The sequence below is a fragment of the Oerskovia sp. NPDC060287 genome (assembly GCF_042726775.1).
GTDB lineage: Bacteria > Actinomycetota > Actinomycetes > Actinomycetales > Cellulomonadaceae > Oerskovia > Oerskovia merdavium.
Map to the genome: position 1 here is coordinate 16,168 of NZ_JBHXBO010000013.1, position 21,760 is coordinate 37,927.

General features: G+C 71.6%; 19 protein-coding genes. All 19 read left to right on the forward strand.

The window, feature by feature from the left end; translation table 11 throughout:
- Positions 1-20 precede the first annotated feature (20 nt).
- Positions 21-1,715 carry an arginine--tRNA ligase gene (gene argS / locus ACFWFR_RS02410; RefSeq protein WP_377620940.1) on the forward strand — a complete coding sequence of 565 codons (1,695 nt, stop codon included), beginning with the start codon at positions 21-23 and terminating at the stop codon, positions 1,713-1,715.
- A complete protein-coding gene (lysA, locus tag ACFWFR_RS02415) occupies positions 1,712-3,178 on the forward strand; it encodes a diaminopimelate decarboxylase (RefSeq protein WP_377620942.1) in 1,467 nt (488 codons plus the stop codon). Before argS ends, lysA begins: the two co-directional genes overlap by 4 nt.
- Before the next feature lie 231 nt (positions 3,179-3,409).
- Positions 3,410-4,768, forward strand: coding sequence for a homoserine dehydrogenase (locus ACFWFR_RS02420; protein ID WP_377620944.1), 1,359 nt, complete (start codon positions 3,410-3,412; stop codon positions 4,766-4,768).
- The gene (gene thrC / locus ACFWFR_RS02425; protein WP_377620946.1) at positions 4,768-5,871 is read left to right on the forward strand and encodes a threonine synthase; all 1,104 of its coding nucleotides are present in this window, start codon (positions 4,768-4,770) and stop codon (positions 5,869-5,871) included. Before ACFWFR_RS02420 ends, thrC begins: the two co-directional genes overlap by 1 nt.
- A gap of 104 nt (positions 5,872-5,975) precedes the next feature.
- The gene (thrB, locus tag ACFWFR_RS02430) at positions 5,976-6,941 is read left to right on the forward strand and encodes a homoserine kinase (RefSeq protein WP_377620947.1); all 966 of its coding nucleotides are present in this window, start codon (positions 5,976-5,978) and stop codon (positions 6,939-6,941) included.
- A gap of 364 nt (positions 6,942-7,305) precedes the next feature.
- Complete coding sequence (gene rho, locus ACFWFR_RS02435) at positions 7,306-9,390, forward strand: transcription termination factor Rho (protein ID WP_191800016.1); 2,085 nt, start codon at positions 7,306-7,308, stop codon at positions 9,388-9,390.
- 162 nt (positions 9,391-9,552) lie between these two features.
- Entirely contained in the window at positions 9,553-9,771 is a 219-nt protein-coding gene (gene rpmE, locus ACFWFR_RS02440; protein ID WP_056646165.1) for a 50S ribosomal protein L31, read from the forward strand.
- Positions 9,772-9,978: 207 nt separating this feature from the next.
- The gene (gene prfA / locus ACFWFR_RS02445; RefSeq protein ID WP_377620949.1) at positions 9,979-11,067 is read left to right on the forward strand and encodes a peptide chain release factor 1; all 1,089 of its coding nucleotides are present in this window, start codon (positions 9,979-9,981) and stop codon (positions 11,065-11,067) included.
- 47 nt (positions 11,068-11,114) lie between these two features.
- Positions 11,115-12,104, forward strand: coding sequence for a peptide chain release factor N(5)-glutamine methyltransferase (gene prmC / locus ACFWFR_RS02450; RefSeq protein ID WP_377620956.1), 990 nt, complete (start codon positions 11,115-11,117; stop codon positions 12,102-12,104).
- Positions 12,105-12,109: 5 nt separating this feature from the next.
- Entirely contained in the window at positions 12,110-12,907 is a 798-nt protein-coding gene (locus ACFWFR_RS02455; RefSeq protein ID WP_377620950.1) for an L-threonylcarbamoyladenylate synthase, read from the forward strand.
- Entirely contained in the window at positions 12,904-14,193 is a 1,290-nt protein-coding gene (locus ACFWFR_RS02460) for an MraY family glycosyltransferase (RefSeq protein WP_377620951.1), read from the forward strand. Before ACFWFR_RS02455 ends, ACFWFR_RS02460 begins: the two co-directional genes overlap by 4 nt.
- On the forward strand, positions 14,190-14,696 hold the full coding sequence (locus ACFWFR_RS02465; RefSeq protein WP_191800010.1) for a hypothetical protein: 507 nt from the start codon (positions 14,190-14,192) through the stop codon (positions 14,694-14,696). The genes ACFWFR_RS02460 and ACFWFR_RS02465 overlap by 4 nt, the downstream gene beginning before the upstream one ends.
- A 297-nt stretch (positions 14,697-14,993) precedes the next feature.
- A complete protein-coding gene (atpB, locus tag ACFWFR_RS02470) occupies positions 14,994-15,740 on the forward strand; it encodes a F0F1 ATP synthase subunit A (RefSeq protein ID WP_377620958.1) in 747 nt (248 codons plus the stop codon).
- A 117-nt stretch (positions 15,741-15,857) separates the two neighbouring features.
- Complete coding sequence (gene atpE / locus ACFWFR_RS02475) at positions 15,858-16,085, forward strand: ATP synthase F0 subunit C (protein WP_030149959.1); 228 nt, start codon at positions 15,858-15,860, stop codon at positions 16,083-16,085.
- The gene (locus ACFWFR_RS02480) at positions 16,085-16,678 is read left to right on the forward strand and encodes a F0F1 ATP synthase subunit B (protein WP_377620953.1); all 594 of its coding nucleotides are present in this window, start codon (positions 16,085-16,087) and stop codon (positions 16,676-16,678) included. The genes atpE and ACFWFR_RS02480 overlap by 1 nt, the downstream gene beginning before the upstream one ends.
- Positions 16,678-17,493 (forward strand): F0F1 ATP synthase subunit delta, encoded by an 816-nt coding sequence (locus ACFWFR_RS02485; RefSeq protein WP_377620954.1) that lies wholly within the window; start codon positions 16,678-16,680, stop codon positions 17,491-17,493. The genes ACFWFR_RS02480 and ACFWFR_RS02485 overlap by 1 nt, the downstream gene beginning before the upstream one ends.
- A 134-nt stretch (positions 17,494-17,627) precedes the next feature.
- Entirely contained in the window at positions 17,628-19,259 is a 1,632-nt protein-coding gene (gene atpA, locus ACFWFR_RS02490; RefSeq protein WP_191800004.1) for a F0F1 ATP synthase subunit alpha, read from the forward strand.
- Between the two features lies 1 nt (position 19,260).
- Positions 19,261-20,157, forward strand: coding sequence for a F0F1 ATP synthase subunit gamma (locus ACFWFR_RS02495; RefSeq protein WP_056646186.1), 897 nt, complete (start codon positions 19,261-19,263; stop codon positions 20,155-20,157).
- A gap of 85 nt (positions 20,158-20,242) precedes the next feature.
- On the forward strand, positions 20,243-21,724 hold the full coding sequence (atpD, locus tag ACFWFR_RS02500; RefSeq protein WP_191800002.1) for a F0F1 ATP synthase subunit beta: 1,482 nt from the start codon (positions 20,243-20,245) through the stop codon (positions 21,722-21,724).
- The last annotated feature ends 36 nt before the right edge of the window (positions 21,725-21,760 follow it).

Sequence of the window (21,760 nt, forward strand, 5' to 3'; positions counted from 1 at the left end):
TCCCTCGCTAGAATCGTCGGGTGACCCCCAACGAGCTCTCCGAAGCGCTGAGCGCTGCCCTGGCCTCCGCCGTCGCCGACGGCACCCTCGCCCTGCCCGCCGACGCGGTCCCCGCGTCGGTCCACGTCGAGCGACCCCGCCAGCGCGAGCACGGCGACTGGGCCACGAACGTCGCGCTGCAGCTCGCGAAGAAGGCCGGCGTCGCCCCGCGCGTCCTGGCCGAGGACCTCGCGCAGCGCCTCGCCGCGCACCCGGGCATCAAGTCCGTGGACATCGCAGGCCCGGGCTTCCTGAACATCACGCTCGACGCGGCCGCCGCGGGCGAGCTCGCCCGCACGATCCTCGCCCAGGGCGCGACCTACGGGAACAACGACTCCGAGGCCGGCACGCGCATCAACCTCGAGTTCGTCTCGGCGAACCCCACGGGCCCCATCCACATCGGTGGCGTGCGCTGGGCCGCGGTCGGCGACTCGCTGGCGCGCGTGCTGCAGGCCTCGGGGGCAGTGGTCGAGCGCGAGTACTACTTCAACGACCACGGCGCGCAGATCGACCGCTTCGCGCGCTCGCTGCTCGCGCGCGCCAAGGGTGAGCCCGCTCCCGAGGACGGCTACGGCGGCCAGTACATCTCGGACATCGCGGAGGCCGTGATCGCCGACGCGATCGCGGCGGGCGACCCGGACCCGCGCACGCTGCCCGACGCCGAGGCCCAGGAGGTCTTCCGGGCGCGCGGCGTCGAGCGCATGTTCGACGAGATCCGTGCCGCGCTGCACGACTTCGGCGTCGACTTCGACGTGTACTTCCACGAGGACTCGCTGCACGAGTCGGGCGCGGTCGAGCGCGCGGTCGAGCGCCTGCGCGAGGGCGGCCACGTGTTCGAGGCCGACGGCGCGACCTGGCTGCGCACGACCGACTTCGGTGACGACAAGGACCGCGTCATCATCAAGTCGGACGGCGAGGCCGCGTACATCGCGGGCGACATCGCGTACTACCTCGACAAGCGCGAGCGCGGCTTCGACGACGTCATCATCATGCTCGGCGCGGACCACCACGGGTACGTGAGCCGCATGATGGCCGTCTGCGCGGCGTTCGGCGACCAGCCGGGCAAGAACCTCCAGATCCTCATCGGCCAGATGGTCAACCTGGTCAAGGACGGCCAGCCGGTCCGCATGTCCAAGCGTGCCGGGACCGTCGTGACGCTCGAGGACCTGGTCGACGCCGTGGGCGTGGACGCCGCGCGCTACTCGCTCGCGCGCTCCTCGACCGACTCGAGCATCGACCTGGACCTCGACCTGCTGTCCAGGGCGACCAACGAGAACCCCGTCTTCTACGTGCAGTACGCGCACGCCCGCACGGCGAACGTCGCGCGCAACGCGGAGGCGCACGGGGTCTCGCGGTTCCGTGAGGACGGGAGCGACGCGTTCGACCCGTCGCTCCTGACTCACGAGACCGAGTCGGTCCTGCTCGGTGCGCTCACCGAGTTCCCGCGCGTGGTCGCCCAGGCGGCCGAGCTGCGCGAGCCGCACCGCGTCGCGCGCTACCTCGAGGCTCTCGCGGGCGACTACCACTCCTGGTACCACGAGTGCCGCGTGACGCCGCTGGGCGACGAGGAGGTCACGGACGTGCACCGCACGCGCCTGTGGCTCAACGACGCGACGCGTCAGGTCCTCGCCAACGGTCTGGGCCTGCTGGGCGTGTCCGCTCCGGAGCGCATGTGAGCGCGTCGGCAGGCACGACGACGCCGCCCGCCTTCTCGCCGACCGGCACCTTCGTGCCGGGCGAGCCGTGGTCGAGCGGCGTGCGCCGCGGGCCCGACGGCGCGCTGAGCGTCGCGGGGGTCGACGTGCGTGAGCTCGCGGTCGCCCAGGGGACCCCGGCCTACGTGCTCGACGAGGCCGACCTGCGCGAGCGGGCGCGGTCCTACCGCCGTGCGTTCGAGGCAGCGTTCGCCGAGGTCGGCGCGGGCGTCGACGTGTACTACGCGGGCAAGGCGTTCCTGTCGGTCGCCGTGGCCCGCTGGGTCCACTCCGAGGGGCTGCGCGTCGACACCGCGACGGGTGGCGAGCTCGCGGTCGCGCTTCGCGCGGGCGTGCCCGGCGAGCACATCGGCCTGCACGGCAACAACAAGTCGGACGCGGAGATCGCGCGCGCGCTCGACGCGGGCGTGGGCCGGATCATCGTCGACTCGCTCGCCGAGGTCGAGCGCGTGGCCGCTGCGTCGCGCGCACGCGGCGGGGCTCCGGCCCCCGTCATGATCCGCGTGACCACCGGCGTGCACGCGGGCGGGCACGAGTACATCTCGACCGCGCACGAGGACCAGAAGTTCGGGCTGTCGCTCGCGACCGGTGGCCAGGGCGCGACGGCCCCGGGTGCGCAGGACGAGGACAGCCCGGCCATGACCGCGCTCCTCGCGGTGCTCGCGCACCCCGAGCTCGAGCTGCTCGGCATCCACTCGCACATCGGGTCGCAGATCCTCGACCCCTCGGGCTTCGAGGTCGCGGCGCGCAAGGTCCTCGAGCTCCGCGCGGCGCTCGCTGCGCGCACGGGTTTCCTCGTCCCCGAGGTGGACCTGGGTGGCGGGTACGGCATCGCCTACCTGCCGGGCGAGGTCGCGCTCGACCCGGACCGCATCGCGAAGGACGTGGCGGCCTCGGTCGCGGCCTCGTCCGCGGACCTGGGGACACCCCTGCCGCGCTTCTCGATCGAGCCGGGCCGGGCGATCGTCGGGCCTGCGGGCCTGACGCTCTACACGGTCGGCACGGTCAAGCCCGTGCGGGTCGGCTCGGAGGCCGCTGCCGGCGTGGCCGTCGACGAGACCCTCGTGCGGACCTACGTCTCGATCGACGGCGGCATGAGCGACAACATCCGCCCCTCCCTGTACGGCGCGGCCTACCACGCCGAGCTCGCGAACCGGCTCTCGGACGCCGAGCCCGTGCTCGCGCGCGTGGTCGGCAAGCACTGCGAGAGCGGCGACATCGTGGTCCACGACGTGCTCCTGCCGGGGGACGTCCGGGCGGGCGACCTGCTGGCCGTCCCGGCGACGGGTGCCTACGGGCGTTCGATGGCCTCGAACTACAACCACGTGCCCCGGCCTCCGGTCGTGGCGGTGACCGACGGCGAGACCAGGGTCCTGGTCCGTCGGGAGACCGAGGACGACCTGCTCGCGCTCGACCTGGGCTAGCCGGCGGCTCTCGCCGGGCCCGTGCCTGGCACCCGTATCCTGAGACGGGCGCCCAGGATCCGGGCAGCAGAGCGAGGATCGACACGCTCGGGATCGACCGGTCGGGAAGCGGCGCGCGGCGTCGGGACCCGTCCGGACCGAGCGGCCACCTCCGACGCGACCGCGTCCGGCAGGGGCCGAGAACGACGGCACCGCTGACCGTGCGGGCCGGGGTGATGGAGGAGGAGCTTCGTGGGAGCCAGCCAGCAGGAGCAAGGTCCGCTGCGCGTCGCGCTGCTCGGGTGCGGCGTCGTGGGGTCCGAGGTGGCCAGGCTGCTGACGCAGCAGGCCGCGGACCTGGCCTCGCGCGTCGGGGCGCCGCTCGAGCTCGTGGGGATCGCGGTGCGCGACGCGTCCGCGCCCCGCCCGCTCGCCGCGTCGGTCGACCGCTCGCTCCTCACGGAGGACGCCGAAGGGCTCGTCGCGCGCGCCGACATCGTCATCGAGGTCATGGGCGGGATCGAGCCCGCCCGCACGCTGCTGCTGCGCGCGATCGAGTCGGGCGCCGCGGTGGTGACCGCCAACAAGGCGCTGCTCGCCGAGGACGGCCCCACGCTCTACAAGGCCGCGGACACCGCGGGCGTCGACATCTACTTCGAGGCAGCCGTCGCGGGAGCCATCCCGATCGTCCGCCCCGTCCGCGAGTCGCTCGCAGGCGACCACGTGCGCCGCATCCTGGGCATCGTCAACGGCACCACGAACTACGTCCTGGACCAGATGGCCAGCACGGGCATGTCGTTCGACGCCGCGGTCAAGCAGGCCCAGGACCTCGGCTACGCCGAGGCCGACCCCACGGCGGACGTCGAGGGCTTCGACGCCGCGGCCAAGGCCGCGATCCTCGCGAGCCTCGCGTTCCACACGCGCGTCTCGCTCGAGGACGTCGCCCGCGAGGGCATCACGAGCATCACGGCCGACGACGTCGCGTGGGCCGCGCAGACAGGCCACGTCATCAAGCTGCTCGCCATCGCGGAGTCCGTCACGGGCGACGACGGCGCGCACGGCGTCTCGGTGCGCGTGCACCCCGCGCTCGTGCCGCTCGCCCACCCGCTCGCCGGGGTCCGGGGAGCCTTCAACGCGGTCTTCGTCGAGGCCGACGCCGCGGGCGAGCTCATGTTCTACGGCCGTGGCGCGGGCGGAGCCCCCACGGCCTCGGCCGTGCTGGGCGACGTCGTGTCCGCGGCCCGGCACCGCGTCCTGGGTGGCAAGGGCCCCGAGGAGTCCACCTACGCGGCCCTGCCGATCCTGCCGGCCAGCACCGCGGTCACGCGCTACCAGGTGCGCCTCGCGGTCGACGACCGTCCGGGCGTCCTGGCCCAGGTGGCCCAGGTCCTGGCGTCGAAGGGAGTCTCGATCGAGGCCGTCCGCCAGCCGTCGGAGCCCTCCGTGCCCGGAGCGGACGGTGCGGAGGACGACGGGGCGACCGGCGTCGCCCACCTGGTCATCACGACCCACGCCGCTGCGGAGGCCGCGCTCGCCGCGACGGTCGACGCGATCGCGGTGCTCGAACCCGTCCAAGAGATCACGTCCGTCCTGAGAGTCGAGGGAGCCTGATGGCCCACCAGTGGCGAGGCATCATCGCCGAGTACGCCGACCGCCTGCCCGCCCACGTCCAGGAGCGCATCGTGACGCTCGGCGAGGGCGGCACGCCCCTCGTCGAGGCGCCCGCGCTCTCGGCCCGGACCGGGGCCCAGGTCTTCCTCAAGGTCGAGGGCATGAACCCGACCGCCTCGTTCAAGGACCGCGGCATGACGGCCGCGATCTCCTCGGCCGCGGGCCGCGGGGCCCAGGCCGTCGTGTGCGCGTCGACGGGCAACACGTCGGCGTCGGCCGCCGCGTACGCGACCAAGGCCGGCATGGTCTGCGCCGTCCTGGTCCCGGACGGCAAGATCGCGATGGGCAAGCTGAGCCAGGCGATCGCGCACGGCGCCAAGCTGCTCCAGGTCGACGGCAACTTCGACGACTGCCTGGTCGCGGCGCGCAAGCTGGCCGAGGCCTACCCGGTCGAGCTCGTGAACTCCGTGAACCCCGACCGCATCGAGGGCCAGAAGACCGGCGCGTTCGAGATCGTCGACGCGCTGGGCGACGCCCCGGACATCCACGCGCTGCCCGTGGGCAACGCGGGCAACATCACGGCGTACTGGAAGGGCTTCCGGGAGTACGCGGGCCTGGGTGACCCGGACGCGCCGGGGGCGCACCTGCCCGCGGTCAGCACCAGGACCCCGATCATGTGGGGCTTCCAGGCCGCCGGTGCGGCCCCGATCGTCGCGGGCCACCCCATCACGCACCCCGAGACCATCGCGACCGCGATCCGGATCGGCAACCCCGCGTCGTGGGCGCAGGCGGAGGCCGCGCGCGACGAGTCGGGCGGTGTCATCGAGGCCGTGACCGACGAGCAGATCCTGGCCGCGCACCGCATCCTGTCGGCCGAGGCCGGCGTGTTCGTCGAGCCCGGCTCGGCGGCGGGTGTCGCGGGCATCGTCTCGCGCGCCGAGCGTGGCCTCGTCCCGGCCGGAGCCCGCATCGTCGTGACGGTCACGGGACACGGCCTCAAGGACCCTCAGTGGGCCCTCAAGACGCTCGACGGCGCAGACGTGACCCCGATCCGGGTCAGCGCCGACGTCGTCTCGATCGCCGACGCGCTCCAGCTCGGCTGAGCACCTCCCACCCCCCGCTCGTCCTGCTCCTCGTCCCGGCCGTGCGCCGGGGCGAGGCAGGCACGGCAGCCTCCCCACCCCTTACCTGACGAGAGGTCACCGCGATGCAGCTCGGAGCCGACCATGTGCGCGTGCGCGTGCCTGCCACGAGCGCGAACCTGGGGCCCGGGTTCGACGCCCTGGGCCTGGCGCTCGCACGCTACGACGTGCTCGAGGTCCGTGCCCTGGGGAACGGTGACGTGGTCGTCGACGTCGAGGGCGAGGGGGCCGGCGAGGTCCCGGGGGACGAGCGGCACCTGGTGGTGCGCGCGCTGCGCGCGGCGCTCGAGCTCGTCGGGGCTCCCCAGACCGGGCTCCACCTGACCTGTACCAACGCGATCCCGCACGGCCGGGGGCTCGGTTCGTCCGCGGCCGCGGTGGTCGCGGGCATCGCGGCGGCCCGGGCGCTCGTCGCAGACCCTGCGGCGCTCGACGACGCGGCGGTCCTGCAGCTCGCGACCGAGTTCGAGGGGCACCCCGACAACGCGGCGCCCGCGATCTACGGTGGCGCGACGATCGCCTGGACCAGCACGGTCGAGGGACGCGAGGGTGCGCACGCCGTGCGCCTCGACGTCCACCCGGACATCGAGGCCACGGTCCTGGTCCCCTCGACGCGGCTCGCCACGAGCCGCGCTCGCGGTGTGCTGCCGGAGACCGTCCCGCACGCCGACGCGGCGCTCAACGCGGGTCGCTCGGCGCTGCTCGTCGACGCGCTGACGCGCTCGCCCCAGCACCTGTTCGAGGCCACCGAGGACCGACTCCACCAGGAGTATCGCGCGGGCGTCATGACGGCGTCGTGGGAGCTCGTGCGCGCGCTGCGTCTCGACGGCCTCGCGGCGACCATCTCGGGTGCCGGGCCGACGGTCCTGCTCCTGGGGCGTGCGCAGGAACGCGAGCACGCCGACGGGGTGCTGCGCGAGCTGCTGGAAGGGTCGGACCTGTGGCGGGCCTACCGTCCGGGCATCGACCTGGAGGGCGTGCGCTCGGAGCGGGTCGTGGGCAGCGCGGGCCTGTCCGCACGGTTGCGCTGACCGCCGTGCAGGGCGGCAGGCGGTCCGCCCGCCAGCCCGCTCGCCGAGCGACGCGCTGAGCGGTGCGGCGACTGGTGTTCGCAGGGGTTACGGATGGTAGAATCCATTGAGCCTTCGCAGGTTCGTGATGATGCCTCGGTGATTCCTCGACGAATCTCCGCCGAGTCCCCGGGCATCGGCAGAGCAACGACTGACTGCGCCTCACACACCCCGCGAGAAGGCAATCCAGCCCACGTCAGCTGACGTCGTCGTACCACTGACGCGTGGTTCCACTGCGTTCCGGCCGTCACGTGCCGAGCGTCGATCACCCGCGGCCCACCCCTCGCACAGAGCAAGTGGGCGCAAACGAGGGGAAGGGTCCTTCGTGACAGACACCACCGACACCGCCCGTGCAGGCGCACTCTCGACGCTGCGCCTCCCCGAGCTGCAGGCACTCGCCTCGCAGCTCGGTGTGAAGGGCACGTCAAAGATGCGCAAGAGCGATCTTGTCGACGTCATCCGTTCCACCTCCGGCGAGACGAGCGCCTCCGGGCGCCCCGCCGGAGCGTCCGCTCCTGCGCGTCGTGCGCCGGAGAAGGACACCTCGGCCGAGAAGGTCGTGCTGCCCGCCGTCGAGGCGCCCGCACGTCAGGCGACCGAGAACATCGAGCGTCCTCGCCGCGAGCGAGGCGCACGCGCCGAGCGCGCCGGCAAGGGCGAGAGCAGCGACAAGGCTGCCGACATCATCGCTCCGCTGCTCGAGCAGACCGCGCGTGCGGCCCGCGACGGCGGCGACCGTTCGGTCGCGGGCGAGACCCCCGACGAGCGCGCTGCGCGCGCAGCCGCCGCGGTCGGTCTCGTCACGGGCTCCGAGCGCGGTTCGCGTCGTTCTGGTCGGGGCGCCGGTGCCCCGCGCGGCGGCGAGGCCGAGCAGGCCCGTGAGACGGCTCCCGAGGCGGGCGCAGCCCGCCAGGGCGGCGAGCGTCAGCAGGGTCAGCGCGACCAGGCGCAGGGCAACCAGCAGGGCGACCGCCAGCAGGGCGGTCAGCGTGCCGACCGTCAGCAGGCGCAGGGCAACCAGCAGGGCGACCGCCAGCAGGGTGGCCAGCGCACCGACCGTCAGCAGGGTCAGCGCGACCAGCAGGGCGGCGACGACTACGACGAGCGCGGCGGACGCCGCCGTCGGGGTCGCGACCGCAACCGCGACCGCGACCGCAAGCGCGGGCGCACGCGCGGCGGGAACATCGACGTCGCGGGCCTCGACGAGATCGAGGTCACCGAGGACGACGTCCTGCTGCCCGTCGCGGGCATCCTCGACGTCCTCGACCAGTACGCGTTCGTGCGCACGAGCGGCTACCTGCCCGGACCGAACGACGTCTACGTCTCGCTCGGCCAGGTCAAGAAGGCCGGCCTGCGCCGTGGCGACGCGATCATGGGTGCGGTGCGTCAGCCCCGCGACGGCGAGAGCTTCCAGCAGACGGGGCCGCGCAACCAGAAGTTCAACGCGCTGGTCCGTCTCGACTCGGTCAACGGCATGGCCCCCGAGGCCGCGCGCAACCGCGCCGAGTTCAACAAGCTCACGCCGCTCTACCCGCAGGAGCGCCTGCGTCTGGAGACGGGCGAGGTCGGTCGCCTGACCCCGCGCGTGATCGACATCGTCGCCCCGATCGGCAAGGGCCAGCGTGGCCTGATCGTCGCGCCGCCCAAGGCCGGCAAGACGATCATCATGCAGCAGATCGCGAACGCGATCACGACGAACAACCCTGAGGTCCACCTCATGGTCGTGCTCGTGGACGAGCGACCCGAAGAGGTCACCGACATGGAGCGCACGGTCAAGGGCGAGGTCATCGCCTCGACCTTCGACCGTCCGGCCTCCGACCACACGATCGTCGCCGAGCTCGCGATCGAGCGCGCCAAGCGTCTCGTGGAGCTGGGCCAGGACGTCGTGGTGCTGCTCGACTCGCTCACGCGTCTCTCGCGTGCGTACAACCTCGCGGCCCCGGCCTCGGGGCGCATCCTGTCCGGTGGTGTCGACGCCTCGGCGCTCTACCCGCCCAAGCGCTTCTTCGGCGCGGCGCGCAACATCGAGAACGGTGGCTCGCTCACGATCCTCGCCTCGGCGCTCGTCGAGACCGGCTCCAAGATGGACGAGGTCATCTTCGAGGAGTTCAAGGGCACGGGAAACATGGAGCTCCGGCTCTCCCGCTCGCTCGCGGACAAGCGCATCTTCCCGGCCGTGGACGTCAACGCGTCCGGCACGCGCCGCGAGGAGATCCTCATGCCGCAGGACGAGCTCCGCATCGTCTACAAGCTGCGCCGCGTGATGGGTGCGCTCGACCAGCAGCAGGCCATCGAGCTGCTGCTGGGCAAGCTCAAGGAGACCAAGTCCAACGTCGAGTTCCTGCTCCAGGTGCAGAAGACGACGCCGGGCGGTATCCACAACGACGAAGAGGTCGGCCGCGCCGTCTGACCCGTCCTGCGGGTCGTTCGGCCTCCGTCCTGGCGGCCGGCCGACCCGCAGATTTTTCGTGTGCCGGACCCGTCTGGCACAATGTCCTGTTGGTTTCCCGTCCCCGGTTCACGGCTGCTGTCCAGGCAGGCGACCCGGGGGCACCCCACTGAGGAGAGTCCTGTGAAGGCTGATATCCACCCCACGTACGTCGTGACCGAGGTGACCTGCACCTGCGGTTCCACGTTCGTCACGCGCAGCACCGAGACGTCCGGGCGCATCTCGTCCGACGTCTGCTCCGCCTGCCACCCGTTCTACACGGGCAAGCAGAAGATCCTCGACACCGGCGGCCGCGTGGCTCGCTTCGAGGCTCGTTACGGCAAGAAGGCCGCCGACAAGTAGCGACTCTCCAGCGCCGGTGGTCCGAGCACCCGTCCAACCTCTCCAGGGGCAGGCGGCGTGCTCGTTCCACCGGCGCTGTCGTCTTTTCCGGTGCGCGGGTGCCCGGCACGAGAGTGCCGGAGGCTCCCGCACCGAGCAGCCGCACCCAGCCATGCCGGCCGCACGCAGCCAGACAGCCCTAACCATCCCTCTCGTCAGGACACCCTCGTGACCGAGTCCTTCGCCGCCGTCGAACACCTGCTCGCCGAGCACGCCGAGATCGAGTCGCTGCTCGCCGACCCCGCGGTCCACGCGGACGCCGGTCGGGCCCGCACGCTCGGGCGCCGCTACGCCGAGCTGGGCCAGGTCGTCGCGGCCTACCGCGCGTGGCGCGACGCGACCGACGACGTCGAGGCCGCGGCCGAGCTCGCTGCAGAGGATGCTTCCTTCGCCGCCGAGCTGCCCGCGCTCCAGGAGACCGCCGCGGCCGCGACCGAGAAGCTGCGCCGGGTCCTCGTGCCGCGCGACCCCGACGACGGTCGCGACGTGATCCTCGAGATCAAGGCGGGCGAGGGCGGCGAGGAGTCCGCGCTGTTCGCGGGGGACCTGCTGCGCATGTACCTGCGCTACGCCGAGCGCCGGGGCTGGAAGACCGAGATCATCGAGGCCACGGACTCGGACCTCGGCGGCTACAAGGACGTCCAGGTCGCGGTCAAGGCGCGAGCGGGTGCCACGGATCCCGCCGACGGCGTCTGGGCCAACCTCAAGTACGAGGGCGGCGTCCACCGCGTCCAGCGCGTGCCCGTGACCGAGTCCCAGGGGCGCATCCACACCTCGGCCGCGGGCGTGCTCGTGTTCCCCGAGGTCGAGGACGCGGGCGAGATCGAGATCGACCAGAACGAGCTCCGCATCGACGTGTACCGGTCCTCGGGACCCGGTGGCCAGTCGGTCAACACGACGGACTCCGCGGTGCGCATCACGCACCTGCCCACGGGGATCACGGTCTCGATGCAGAACGAGAAGTCCCAGCTCCAGAACCGCGAGCAGGCCATGCGCGTGCTGCGCGCGCGGCTCCTGGCCGCACGACAGGAGGAGGAGGCGGCCGCCGCGAACGACCTGCGCCGCTCCCAGGTGCGCACGGTCGACCGCTCCGAGCGCATCCGGACGTACAACTACCCGGAGAACCGCATCGCGGACCACCGCACGGGCTACAAGGCGTACAACCTGGACCAGGTCCTCGACGGCGACCTGGAACCCGTGATCCGTTCGGCCATCGACGCCGACGAGGCGGCGCGCCTCGCCGCAGCGGCGTCGTGACGTCGGTCGGGGTCCCGGGCGCGGGCGGGCGCGCGCTGCCCCCAGCCCTGCCCGACGACGTCTCGCGCCTCCTGCGGGAGGCTGCGGCCCGTCTGGCGCGGGTGGGCATCGAGTCCCCGCGCGTGGACGCCGAGCTGCTGCTCGCGCACGTCGCGGGCGTGCCGCGCGAACGGGTCGTCTCCGCGGCCGTGCTCGGTCGGCCCGTCGCGTCGCTGCTGACTGCCGGGGACGCACCGGGTGCCGACCGGACGGCCCAGGAGGTGCTCGACGAGCTGTCCCGACTCCTCGCGTCCCGCGCCGAGCGCGTCCCGCTCCAGCACCTGACGGGGTCGGCGCCGTTCCGGCACCTCGAGCTCGTCGTGGGCCCCGGCGTGTTCGTCCCCCGCCCCGAGACCGAGCAGGTCGCGCAGGTCGCGATCGACGAGGCCCGCGAGGTCGTCGTGCGGCGCCCCGGTGCGCCGGTCGTCGTCGTGGACCTGTGCACGGGCTCGGGCGCGATCGCCCTGGCCCTCGCGACCGAGGTCCCCGGCGCCCAGGTGCACGCGGTCGAGCTCGACCGCGACGCCCACGCCTGGGCCGAGCGCAACGTGACGCGCACGCGCGCGGCGAGCGGCGCCGTCGTGCACCTCGTGCGAGGGGACGCGCGCACCGCGTTCGCCGACCTCGACGGGACGTGCGACGTCGTCGTGTCCAACCCGCCCTACGTCCCGCCGGGCGCCGTCCCGCGCGACCCCGAGGTCGCGCTGCACGACCCGCAGGTCGCGCTCTACGGGCTGGGCGACGACGGCCTCGAGGTGCCGCGCGGCGTGACGCTCGCCGCGGCCCGGCTCCTGGTCGACGGCGGCCTCTACGTCATGGAGCACGCCGAGGTCCAGGCCGAGGCCGCCCGTGACATGGTTGCCCAGGTCGGTGGGTTCGACGAGATCAGGACCGTCGCCGACCTGACCGGCAGACCCCGCATGGTCGTCGCGCGCCGTGTGCGCACGGCGAGCGACGCACCGGCCGCACAAGCGGACCCTTCGGACATGGAAGACTGAGAACCGTGAGCTCTGTGCACCCCGTCACCGACCCGAACGCCTGGGGACCGTCGATCGACGAGGCGGTGAACGCCGTCTCGCGCGGCGGGCTGATCGTCCTGCCGACCGACACCGTCTACGGGATCGGCGCCGACGCGTTCGACGCCCAGGCCGTCGCGGCCCTGCTCGCCGCGAAGGGACGCGGACGGCAGATGCCCCCGCCCGTCCTGGTCCCGGACACGCGGACCCTCGACGGCCTCGCGACCGACGTGTCCGCCGACGCCCGCGCGCTCGTCGAGACGTTCTGGCCCGGCGGCTTCACCATCATCCTGCCCGCCCAGCCCTCGCTCGCCTGGGACCTGGGGGAGACGCACGGGACCGTCGCGCTGCGCATGCCGGACCACCCTGCGGCCCTCGCGCTCCTGCGCCGCACGGGACCTCTCGCGGTCTCGAGCGCGAACGCCACGGGTCGCCCCGCGGCGCTCGACGTGACCACGGCCCAGGAGCAGCTCGGGGACTCGGTCACGGTCTACCTCGACGGCGGAGACGCGACCGGGGGAGTGGCCTCGACCATCGTCGACGCGACGGGGCCGCACCTGCGCGTCGTGCGCGAGGGCGCCGTCTCGCTCGAGCGTATGCGTGAGATCGCGCCCGTGCTCGGGCTCGGTGAGGAGCCGCAGGAGGCCGACGAGGAGCCGCAGGCTCCGGTGCCGGGCGACGACGAGACGACGGACGGCGCGGCCGCCGGCGGCGACGTGACCGAACCGTCCACGGACGCCGTCCCCACCGCCACGACGAGCGACCCGGAGGCGAACGACGGGTGAGGGTCTATCTGCTCGTCCTCCTGATCGCGGCCGCGGTCACGTACCTGCTGACGCCCCTCGCCTACTGGGTCGCTGCGAGGACGGGCGCCATCACGGCGGTGCGCGACCGCGACGTGCACACCGTCCCGACGGCCCGCCTGGGAGGGCTCGCGATGACCGCGGGACTCGTGGTCGCCGTGACGTTCGCGTCCCAGATGCCCTTCCTCAGCGGGGTCTTCGCGACCGACCAGCAGGCGTGGGCCATCGTCGGCGGGGCGGTCATCGTGTGCCTGCTCGGTGTCGCCGACGACATCTGGGACCTCGACTGGATGACCAAGCTCGCGGGCCAGGTGCTCGCGGCGCTCTTCATCGCCTGGCAGGGCGTGCAGCTCGTGACGTTCCCCATCGGCGGGCTCACGATCGGCTCTCCCCGGCTCTCGCTCATCGTCACGGTGCTCGTGGTCGTCGTGGTCATGAACGCCGTCAACTTCGTCGACGGGCTCGACGGGCTGGCCGCGGGGCTCATCGCGATCGGCGGCACGGCCTACTTCGTCTACACGTACAGCCTGACCGTCGCGGCGAGCCCCACCGACTACTCGAACCTCGCGACGCTCGTCATGGCCGGACTCGTCGGCATCTGCCTCGGGTTCCTGCCCCACAACTTCTACCCGGCCCGGATCTTCATGGGGGACTCGGGCTCCATGGTGCTGGGGCTCGTGCTCGGCGCGGCGGTCATCGTCGTCACGGGCAACATCGACCCGGGTGTCGCGGTCGACCCGAGCAAGCAGCGCACGCTCATCCCCATCCTGCTGCCCCTCGCCGTGATCCTGCTCCCGCTGCTCGACATGGTCCTCGCGGTGCTCCGCCGGGTGGGGACGGGGAAGTCGCCCTTCCACCCGGACCGGCTCCACCTGCACCACCGGCTCCTCGCGCTGGGGCACTCCCACCGCCGCGCAGTCATCATCATGTACCTGTGGACCGCGGTCTTCGCGTTCGGTGCCGTGACGCTCGTGTGGTGGCCCGCGGAGACCGTGGCGATCGGGCTGATCGTGGCGATCGTCATCGCGCTGCTGCTCACGCTCGGACCCCTGCGGACCCGTGGCCGGTTCCTCGACGACGACGCGGTGACCGCTCCCGAGGGCATCCCGACGACGGTCCCGCGCCGCACGGCGGTGCCGAGCGGTGCGTCGCCCGTCGTCCGCGGCCCCGCCACGGGCTCGGAGCCGAGCACCGCCCCGCCCGTACCAGATCCCGATCACCGACCGGCCCATCCCGGCCCGGCCCACCCTGAAGGAACCTCCCGATGACGACTCCCACGCCCCCCGGCGCCGACGACCCGACGACCCCGCAGGAGCAGCCGGCCTCGGAGGCACGGCCCGGCGAGGTCACGGCCGACGCGGTCGGTGACGCCGTCAGCGCCGTGTTCCGCACCGCTCTGCGCGACACCCTGATCCTGCTCGTCGGGCTGCTCGTCCTCGGGGTCGCGCTCGGCGCGCTCCTGGCCGGGACCGCGGGCGTGTGGGGGGCGCTCATGGGCGTCGGGATCGCGCTCGTGTTCTCCGGCACGACGATCGTCGCCATGGCGCGCACGGCTCGCTCGACCCCGACGACCACGGCTGCCGTGGTGCTGGGCAGCTGGCTCGTCAAGATCGTGCTGCTCGGGATCGTCCTCGCGGTCCTGCGGAACTACGAGTTCTACGACCGGGTCGTGTTCGCCGTCGTCCTCCTCGTGGGCGTGATCGGCTCGGCTCTGCTCGACTATCGCGCGGTCGACCGTGGGCGCATCCCGTACGTGACGCCCAAGTCCTGACGTCACGAGCCCGTCGGGCCGCCGCCGACGGCGCAGGGTGCTTGCCGCCCCGGCGTACCACCGACGTCGCCGGGGCATCCTAGACCCACGTCACGCAGGTCTGCGGGACGTGAGTGACCTGTGAAGGTCCGAACATGCGTTAGGCTATCGGCGAATCCATGAAGGCCTGGTCCGACGGCGTGCCCGCGCACGGCCCCGGAAACCGACGACCACTGGGAGTCCACCCTGTTCACGCTCGCGACCCCCTCTCCCTTCGTTGCCGCAGCAGAAGGCGAAGGCGGCTTCCACGCGCCGACGATCGGTGAGTTCTTCCCCGACGCCATCCTCTTCGCCGGCACCCCGTTCGAGTTCAACCGGTTGCAGCTCATCCGGGTGATCGCGACGATCGTCCTGCTGGCGATCTTCCTCATCGCGGCCCGGCGCGCCAAGCTCGTGCCCGGCAGGTTCCAGAACGGCGTCGAGATGGTCCTCGACTTCGCTCGCGTGAACATCGTCGAGGAGATCATGGGGACCGAGCGCGCTCGACGCTACGTCCCGATGATCACGACGATCTTCGTGACGATCCTCGCGTTCAACCTGACGGGTGTCGTGCCCGGGCTGAACCTCTCTGGCACCTCGGTCGCCGGCGTGGCGATCCTCCTGGCCCTGTGGGTCTTCGTGGCCTACTGGGCCGCAGGCATCCGCCAGCACGGTCTGTGGGGCTACATCCGGGCGAACCTGTTCCCCCCGGGCGTGCCGTTCCCCATCTACTTCATCCTGGCGCCGATCGAGCTGCTCCAGCTCCTGATCATCCGCCCGGCCTCGCTGGTCATCCGACTGACCGCGAACATGGTCGCCGGCCACATCATGCTGGTCCTGTGCTTCGCAGCCACGAACTTCCTGCTGCTCGAGGCCGCACCGGCCCTCAAGGCGATCAGCGCGCTGACGCTCGCCGGCGGCATCGCGATCACCCTCTTCGAGGTCTTCGTCGCGGGCCTGCAGGCGTACATCTTCGCGCTCCTCGCCACGGTCTACATCAACATGTCGATCGAAGAAGAGCACTGACCCGCACCGCAGACCCTGGTTCCGCCGCCTCGGCGTCGGCGCCGTCCCTGAGCTCCACCTGACGCAACGCACCTGACGCCCGTTCGCACGACCGGGCGCCCAACGGAAGGAAACACCGTGGACGTCACCACCCTCGCCGCTGTCGAAGGCAGCATCAACACCATCGGCTACGGCATCGCCGCGATCGGCCCGGGCATCGGCCTCGGCATCCTGATCGGCAAGACGGTCGAGGGCATGGCCCGCCAGCCCGAGGTCGCCGGCCAGCTCCGCGGCACCATGTTCATCGGTCTGGCCTTCGTCGAGATCCTCGCCCTGCTCGGCTTCGTCGCTGGCTTCATCTTCTGATGTCGACCATCGGCCCCCAGGCGGTCCTCGCCGCAGAGTCTGGCGAGGTCGACCCCATCCAGCTGTTCCTTCCGCCGATGTACGACCTCTTCTGGTCGGCGGTCGTCCTGATCATCATCGCGGTCGTCTTCTACAAGATGGTCCTTCCCAAGTTCCAGGCGGTGCTCGACGAGCGCACGGCCAAGATCGAGGGTGGCCTGGCCAAGGCGGAGTCCGCTCAGGCCGAGGCAGCGGCAGCGCTGGCGGAGTACCACCAGCAGCTCCAGGAGGCTCGTACCGAGGCCGCGAAGATCCGTGAGGACGCGCGCGCCGAGGGCACGGCCATCGTGGCCGACCAGAAGGTCAAGGCCGGCGAGGAGGCCGCGCGCATCGTCGAGACGGCACACCGTCAGATCGAGGCCGAGCGCCAGCAGGTGTCGGTGTCGCTGCGGAACGACGTCGGGACGCTCGCGACCCAGCTCGCGTCGAAGATCGTCGGCGAGTCCCTCGAGGACTCCGCACGTCAGTCGCGTGTCGTGGACCGCTTCCTCGACGAGCTCGAGGCTGCGGGAGCCGGGGCCGCCAGCGCGGCGGCACACGGCAAGGAGGGCTGATGCGCGGGACGAGCGGAGCCTCCCTCGCGCAGGCTCAGGAGCGTTTCGAGCCGGTGCTGCGCGCGGCGGGCGAAGGAGCCTTCGCCCTGGGCGAGCAGCTCCTCACCGTCGCCGCGGCGCTGGACGCCTCGGTGCCCCTGCGTCGCGCCCTCGCCGACCCGTCGCGGTCGGGCGAGGACAAGGCGGCCCTGGCCGCCGACCTCCTCCGGGAGGGCTTCGACGGCCGTGTGATCGACCTCGTCTCGGGCGTCGCCCGTGGACGCTGGGCACGCGACGCGGACATCGCGGACGCCGTCGAGCACCTCGGCGTCGACGCGGTCCTGGCCTCGGCCGAGGCCCGCGGAGCGCTCGAGCGCGTCGAGGACGAGCTGTTCCGCATCACGCGGTCGCTCGTCGGCGAGCGAGAGGCACGTCGAGTCCTCACCGAGACCTCCACGGACCCCGCTCGTCGCAAGGCGTTCGTCGACGCGCTGCTCGCGGGCAAGGTCGACCCGGTCACCCAGTTCCTCGCGGAGCGGGCGACCATCGCACCCCGTGGGCGTCGCTTCGTGGCCACCCTCGTGTGGCTCGGGGAGGTCGCCGCACAGCGTCGTCGTCGTCTCGTCGCCTCGGTGACGACCGGTGCGGTGCTCAGCCAGGCACAGCAGGACCGTCTGTCCGCGCTCCTCGAGCGCGCGTACGGCCGGGCAGTCCAGCTGAACGTCACCGTGGACCCCGAGGTCCTCGGCGGCCTGCGCGTCCAGGTCGGAGCAGACGTCGTCGACTCGACGGTGCTCTCCCGCCTGGCCGATGCACGCAGACGACTGGTCAGCTGACCTGTTCGCCCGAACACTGAGGTCCTCGCGGCCCCCGGTGTCGTCGACACCCTGCCGGCTCCCGAGCCGGCGAACTGACAAGAACGTTCGACCGTTCCCGCACCTCGCGGGGCGGCCACGACAGGAGAAGAGCAATGGCTGAGCTGACGATCCGGCCCGACGAGATCAGGGCCGCGCTGGACAGCTTCGTGAAGTCCTACGAGCCCCAGGGTGCGGTGACCGAGGAAGTCGGTCGCGTCACCCTTGCCGCTGACGGCATCGCCCAGGTGGAAGGCCTTCCGGGCGCAATGGCCAACGAGCTGCTGCGCTTCGAGGACGGCACCCTCGGCCTTGCCCTGAACTTGGACGTTCGCCAGATCGGTGTCGTCGTCCTGGGTGAGTTCACCGGGATCGAGGAGGGCCAGGAGGTCCGCCGGACCGGCGAGGTCCTCTCGGTCGCCGTCGGCGACGGCTACCTGGGTCGCGTCGTCGACCCGCTGGGCCAGCCGATCGACGGTCTCGGTGAGATCGCGACCGAGGGCCGCCGCGCCCTCGAGCTGCAGGCCCCCGGCGTCATGGACCGCAAGTCGGTCCACGAGCCGCTGCAGACCGGCCTCAAGGCGATCGACTCGATGATCCCGGTGGGCCGTGGCCAGCGCCAGCTGATCATCGGTGACCGCCAGACCGGCAAGACGGCGATCGCGATCGACACGATCATCAACCAGAAGGCGAACTGGGAGACCGGCGACCCGACCAAGCAGGTCCGCTGCATCTACGTCGCGATCGGCCAGAAGGGCTCGACCATCGCCGCCGTCCGCGGCGCGCTGGAAGAGGCCGGAGCGCTCGAGTACACGACGATCGTCGCGGCTCCGGCGTCCGACCCGGCGGGCTTCAAGTACCTCGCTCCCTACACCGGCTCGGCCATCGGCCAGCACTGGATGTACGGCGGCAAGCACGTCCTCATCGTGTTCGACGACCTGTCGAAGCAGGCCGAGGCCTACCGTGCCGTGTCGCTGCTCCTCCGTCGCCCGCCGGGCCGCGAGGCGTACCCCGGTGACGTCTTCTACCTGCACTCCCGTCTGCTCGAGCGTTGTGCGAAGCTCTCGGACGAGCTCGGTGCGGGCTCCATGACGGGCCTGCCCGTCATCGAGACCAAGGCGAACGACGTGTCGGCGTACATCCCGACCAACGTCATCTCGATCACCGACGGCCAGATCTTCCTCCAGTCGGACCTCTTCAACGCGGACCAGCGCCCTGCGGTCGACGTCGGTATCTCGGTCTCCCGAGTCGGCGGTGCCGCACAGGTCAAGGCCATGAAGCAGGTCTCCGGCACGCTCAAGCTCGAGCTCGCCCAGTACCGCTCGCTCGAGGCCTTCGCGATGTTCGCCTCGGACCTCGACGCTGCCTCGCGCGGCCAGCTGACCCGTGGTGCTCGCCTCATGGAGCTCCTCAAGCAGGGTCAGTACTCGCCGTACCCGGTCGAGGACCAGGTCGCCTCGATCTGGGCCGGCACCAAGGGCAAGCTGGACGACGTGCCGCTCGAGGACGTTCGCCGCTTCGAGAGCGAGCTGCTCGACCACCTGCGCCGCAACACGGACGTGCTCGGCACGATCGCCTCGACCGGCAAGCTCTCGGACGAGGTCGAGTCCGCGCTCGCTCAGGGCGTCGACGACTTCCGCAACGGCTTCCTCAAGGGCGACGGTTCTCCGCTCGTCGGCGGAGAGGCTGACGAGGAAGAGGGCGTCGTCGTCGAGCAGGAGCAGATCGTCCGGCAGAAGAAGTCCTGACATGGCCGGATCCCAGCGCGTCTACAAGCAGCGGATCAAGTCGACGCAGTCCCTGAAGAAGATGTTCCGCGCGCAGGAGCTCATCGCGGCGTCGAGGATCGGGCGCGCTCGCGCCCGGTCCGCCGAGGCCGGCCCGTACGCCCAGGCGATCACGCAGGCCGTCTCGGCGGTCGCGACCCACTCGACGACGCGGCACCCGCTGACGTCCGAGCGCACCGACACGAACCGTGTCGCGGTGCTCGTGGTCGCCTCGGACCGCGGCATGGCCGGCGCCTACTCGGCGTCGATCATCCGTGAGACGGAGCGCCTCGTCGAGCGCCTCACGCACGAGGGCAAGGAGGTCGCGCTCTACGCCGCCGGGCGTCGCGCGGTGACCTACTACACGTTCCGTCACCGTGAGCTCGCCCAGTCCTGGACCGGCGGTTCGGACGCACCCACGGCGGACGTCGCCCGCGACATCGCCGACACCCTGCTGGAGGCGTTCCTCGCCCCCGCGGACGAGGGTGGCGTCGGCGAGCTGCACATCGTGTACACGCAGTTCGTGAACATGGTGACGCAGCGCCCCCGGGTCGTGCGGATGCTCCCTCTCGAGGTCGTCGAGGGTGTCGCTCCCGCGGGCCAGCACGACGTGCTCCCGCTCTACGACTTCGAGCCCTCGTCCGAGGCCGTCCTCGACGCACTGCTGCCGCGCTACGTGCGCAGCCGCATCTACAGCTGCCTCCTGCAGGCGGCCGCGTCGGAGCTGGCCGCCCGCCAGCGCGCGATGCACACCGCGACGGACAACGCCGAGGACCTGGTCCGCATGTACACGCGACTTGCGAACCAGGCACGACAGGCCGACATCACCCAGGAGATCAGCGAGATCGTCTCGGGTGCCGACGCCCTGGCGGCGTCGTGAGGTACCGCATGACGAACACGTCGATCTCCATCACCTGCACCGAACCTGCCGGAGCTCTCTCCGGCCCTGCGAAGCGAGGCCAGTAATGACCGCCACCACCGTGGAAGCCCAGGTCGAGCACCAGAGCGGACCCGGCGTGGGCCGTGTCGCCCGCGTGATCGGCCCCGTCGTCGACATCGAGTTCCCGTCCGACGCCATCCCCGAGATCTACAACGCACTGACCGTGGACATCGACCTGTCCGGCCAGGGCGAGGGGGAGAAGTCCTTCCGACTGACCCTCGAGGTCGCACAGCACCTGGGTGACTCGCTCATCCGTGCGATCGCCCTCAAGCCGACCGACGGCCTGGTCCGTGGCGCGGTCGTCACCGACACCGGTGCGCCGATCAGCGTCCCCGTCGGCGACATCACCAAGGGCCACGTGTTCAACGTGACCGGTGACGTGCTCAACCTCGCGGAGGGCGAGAAGCTCGAGATCACCGAGCGCTGGCCCATCCACCGCAAGCCCCCGGCATTCGACCAGCTCGAGTCGAAGACCAACATGTTCGAGACCGGCATCAAGTCGATCGACCTCCTGACGCCGTACGTGCAGGGTGGGAAGATCGGCCTCTTCGGTGGTGCGGGCGTCGGCAAGACGGTCCTCATCCAGGAGATGATCCAGCGTGTGGCGCAGAACCACGGTGGTGTCTCGGTGTTCGCCGGTGTCGGCGAGCGCACGCGTGAGGGCAACGACCTGATCGTCGAGATGGAGGAGGCGGGCGTCTTCGACAAGACGGCACTCGTCTTCGGCCAGATGGACGAGCCGCCGGGCACGCGTCTTCGCGTCGCGCTCTCCGCGCTCACCATGGCGGAGTACTTCCGTGACGTCCAGAAGCAGGACGTGCTGCTCTTCATCGACAACATCTTCCGCTTCACGCAGGCCGGTTCCGAGGTCTCCACGCTGCTCGGGCGCATGCCCTCCGCGGTGGGCTACCAGCCGAACCTGGCCGACGAGATGGGTCTGCTCCAGGAGCGCATCACCTCGACGCGTGGTCACTCGATCACGTCGCTCCAGGCGATCTACGTCCCTGCCGACGACTACACCGACCCGGCGCCCGCGACGACGTTCGCCCACCTGGACGCGACCACCGAGCTCTCGCGAGAGATCGCCTCGAAGGGTCTGTACCCGGCGATCGACCCGCTGACCTCGTCGTCGCGCATCCTCGACCCGCGGTACGTGGGCCAGGAGCACTACGACGTCGCGACGCGCGTCAAGTCGATCCTGCAGCGCAACAAGGAGCTCCAGGACATCATCGCGATCCTCGGTGTGGACGAGCTCTCCGAGGAGGACAAGACGGTCGTGGCGCGTGCGCGCCGCATCCAGCAGTTCCTCTCGCAGAACACCTACATGGCCGAGAAGTTCACGGGTGTCGTGGGTTCGACGGTTCCGCTGACGGAGACCATCGAGGCGTTCAAGAAGATCGCGGACGGCGAGTTCGACCACATCTCGGAGCAGGCGTTCTTCAACATCGGTGGCCTCGAGGACCTCGAGCGCAACTGGGCCCGCATCCAGAAGGAGTACGGCGTCTGACTCGACGTGAGCGCGCCGCGCGCTCGGCCCCCCGGC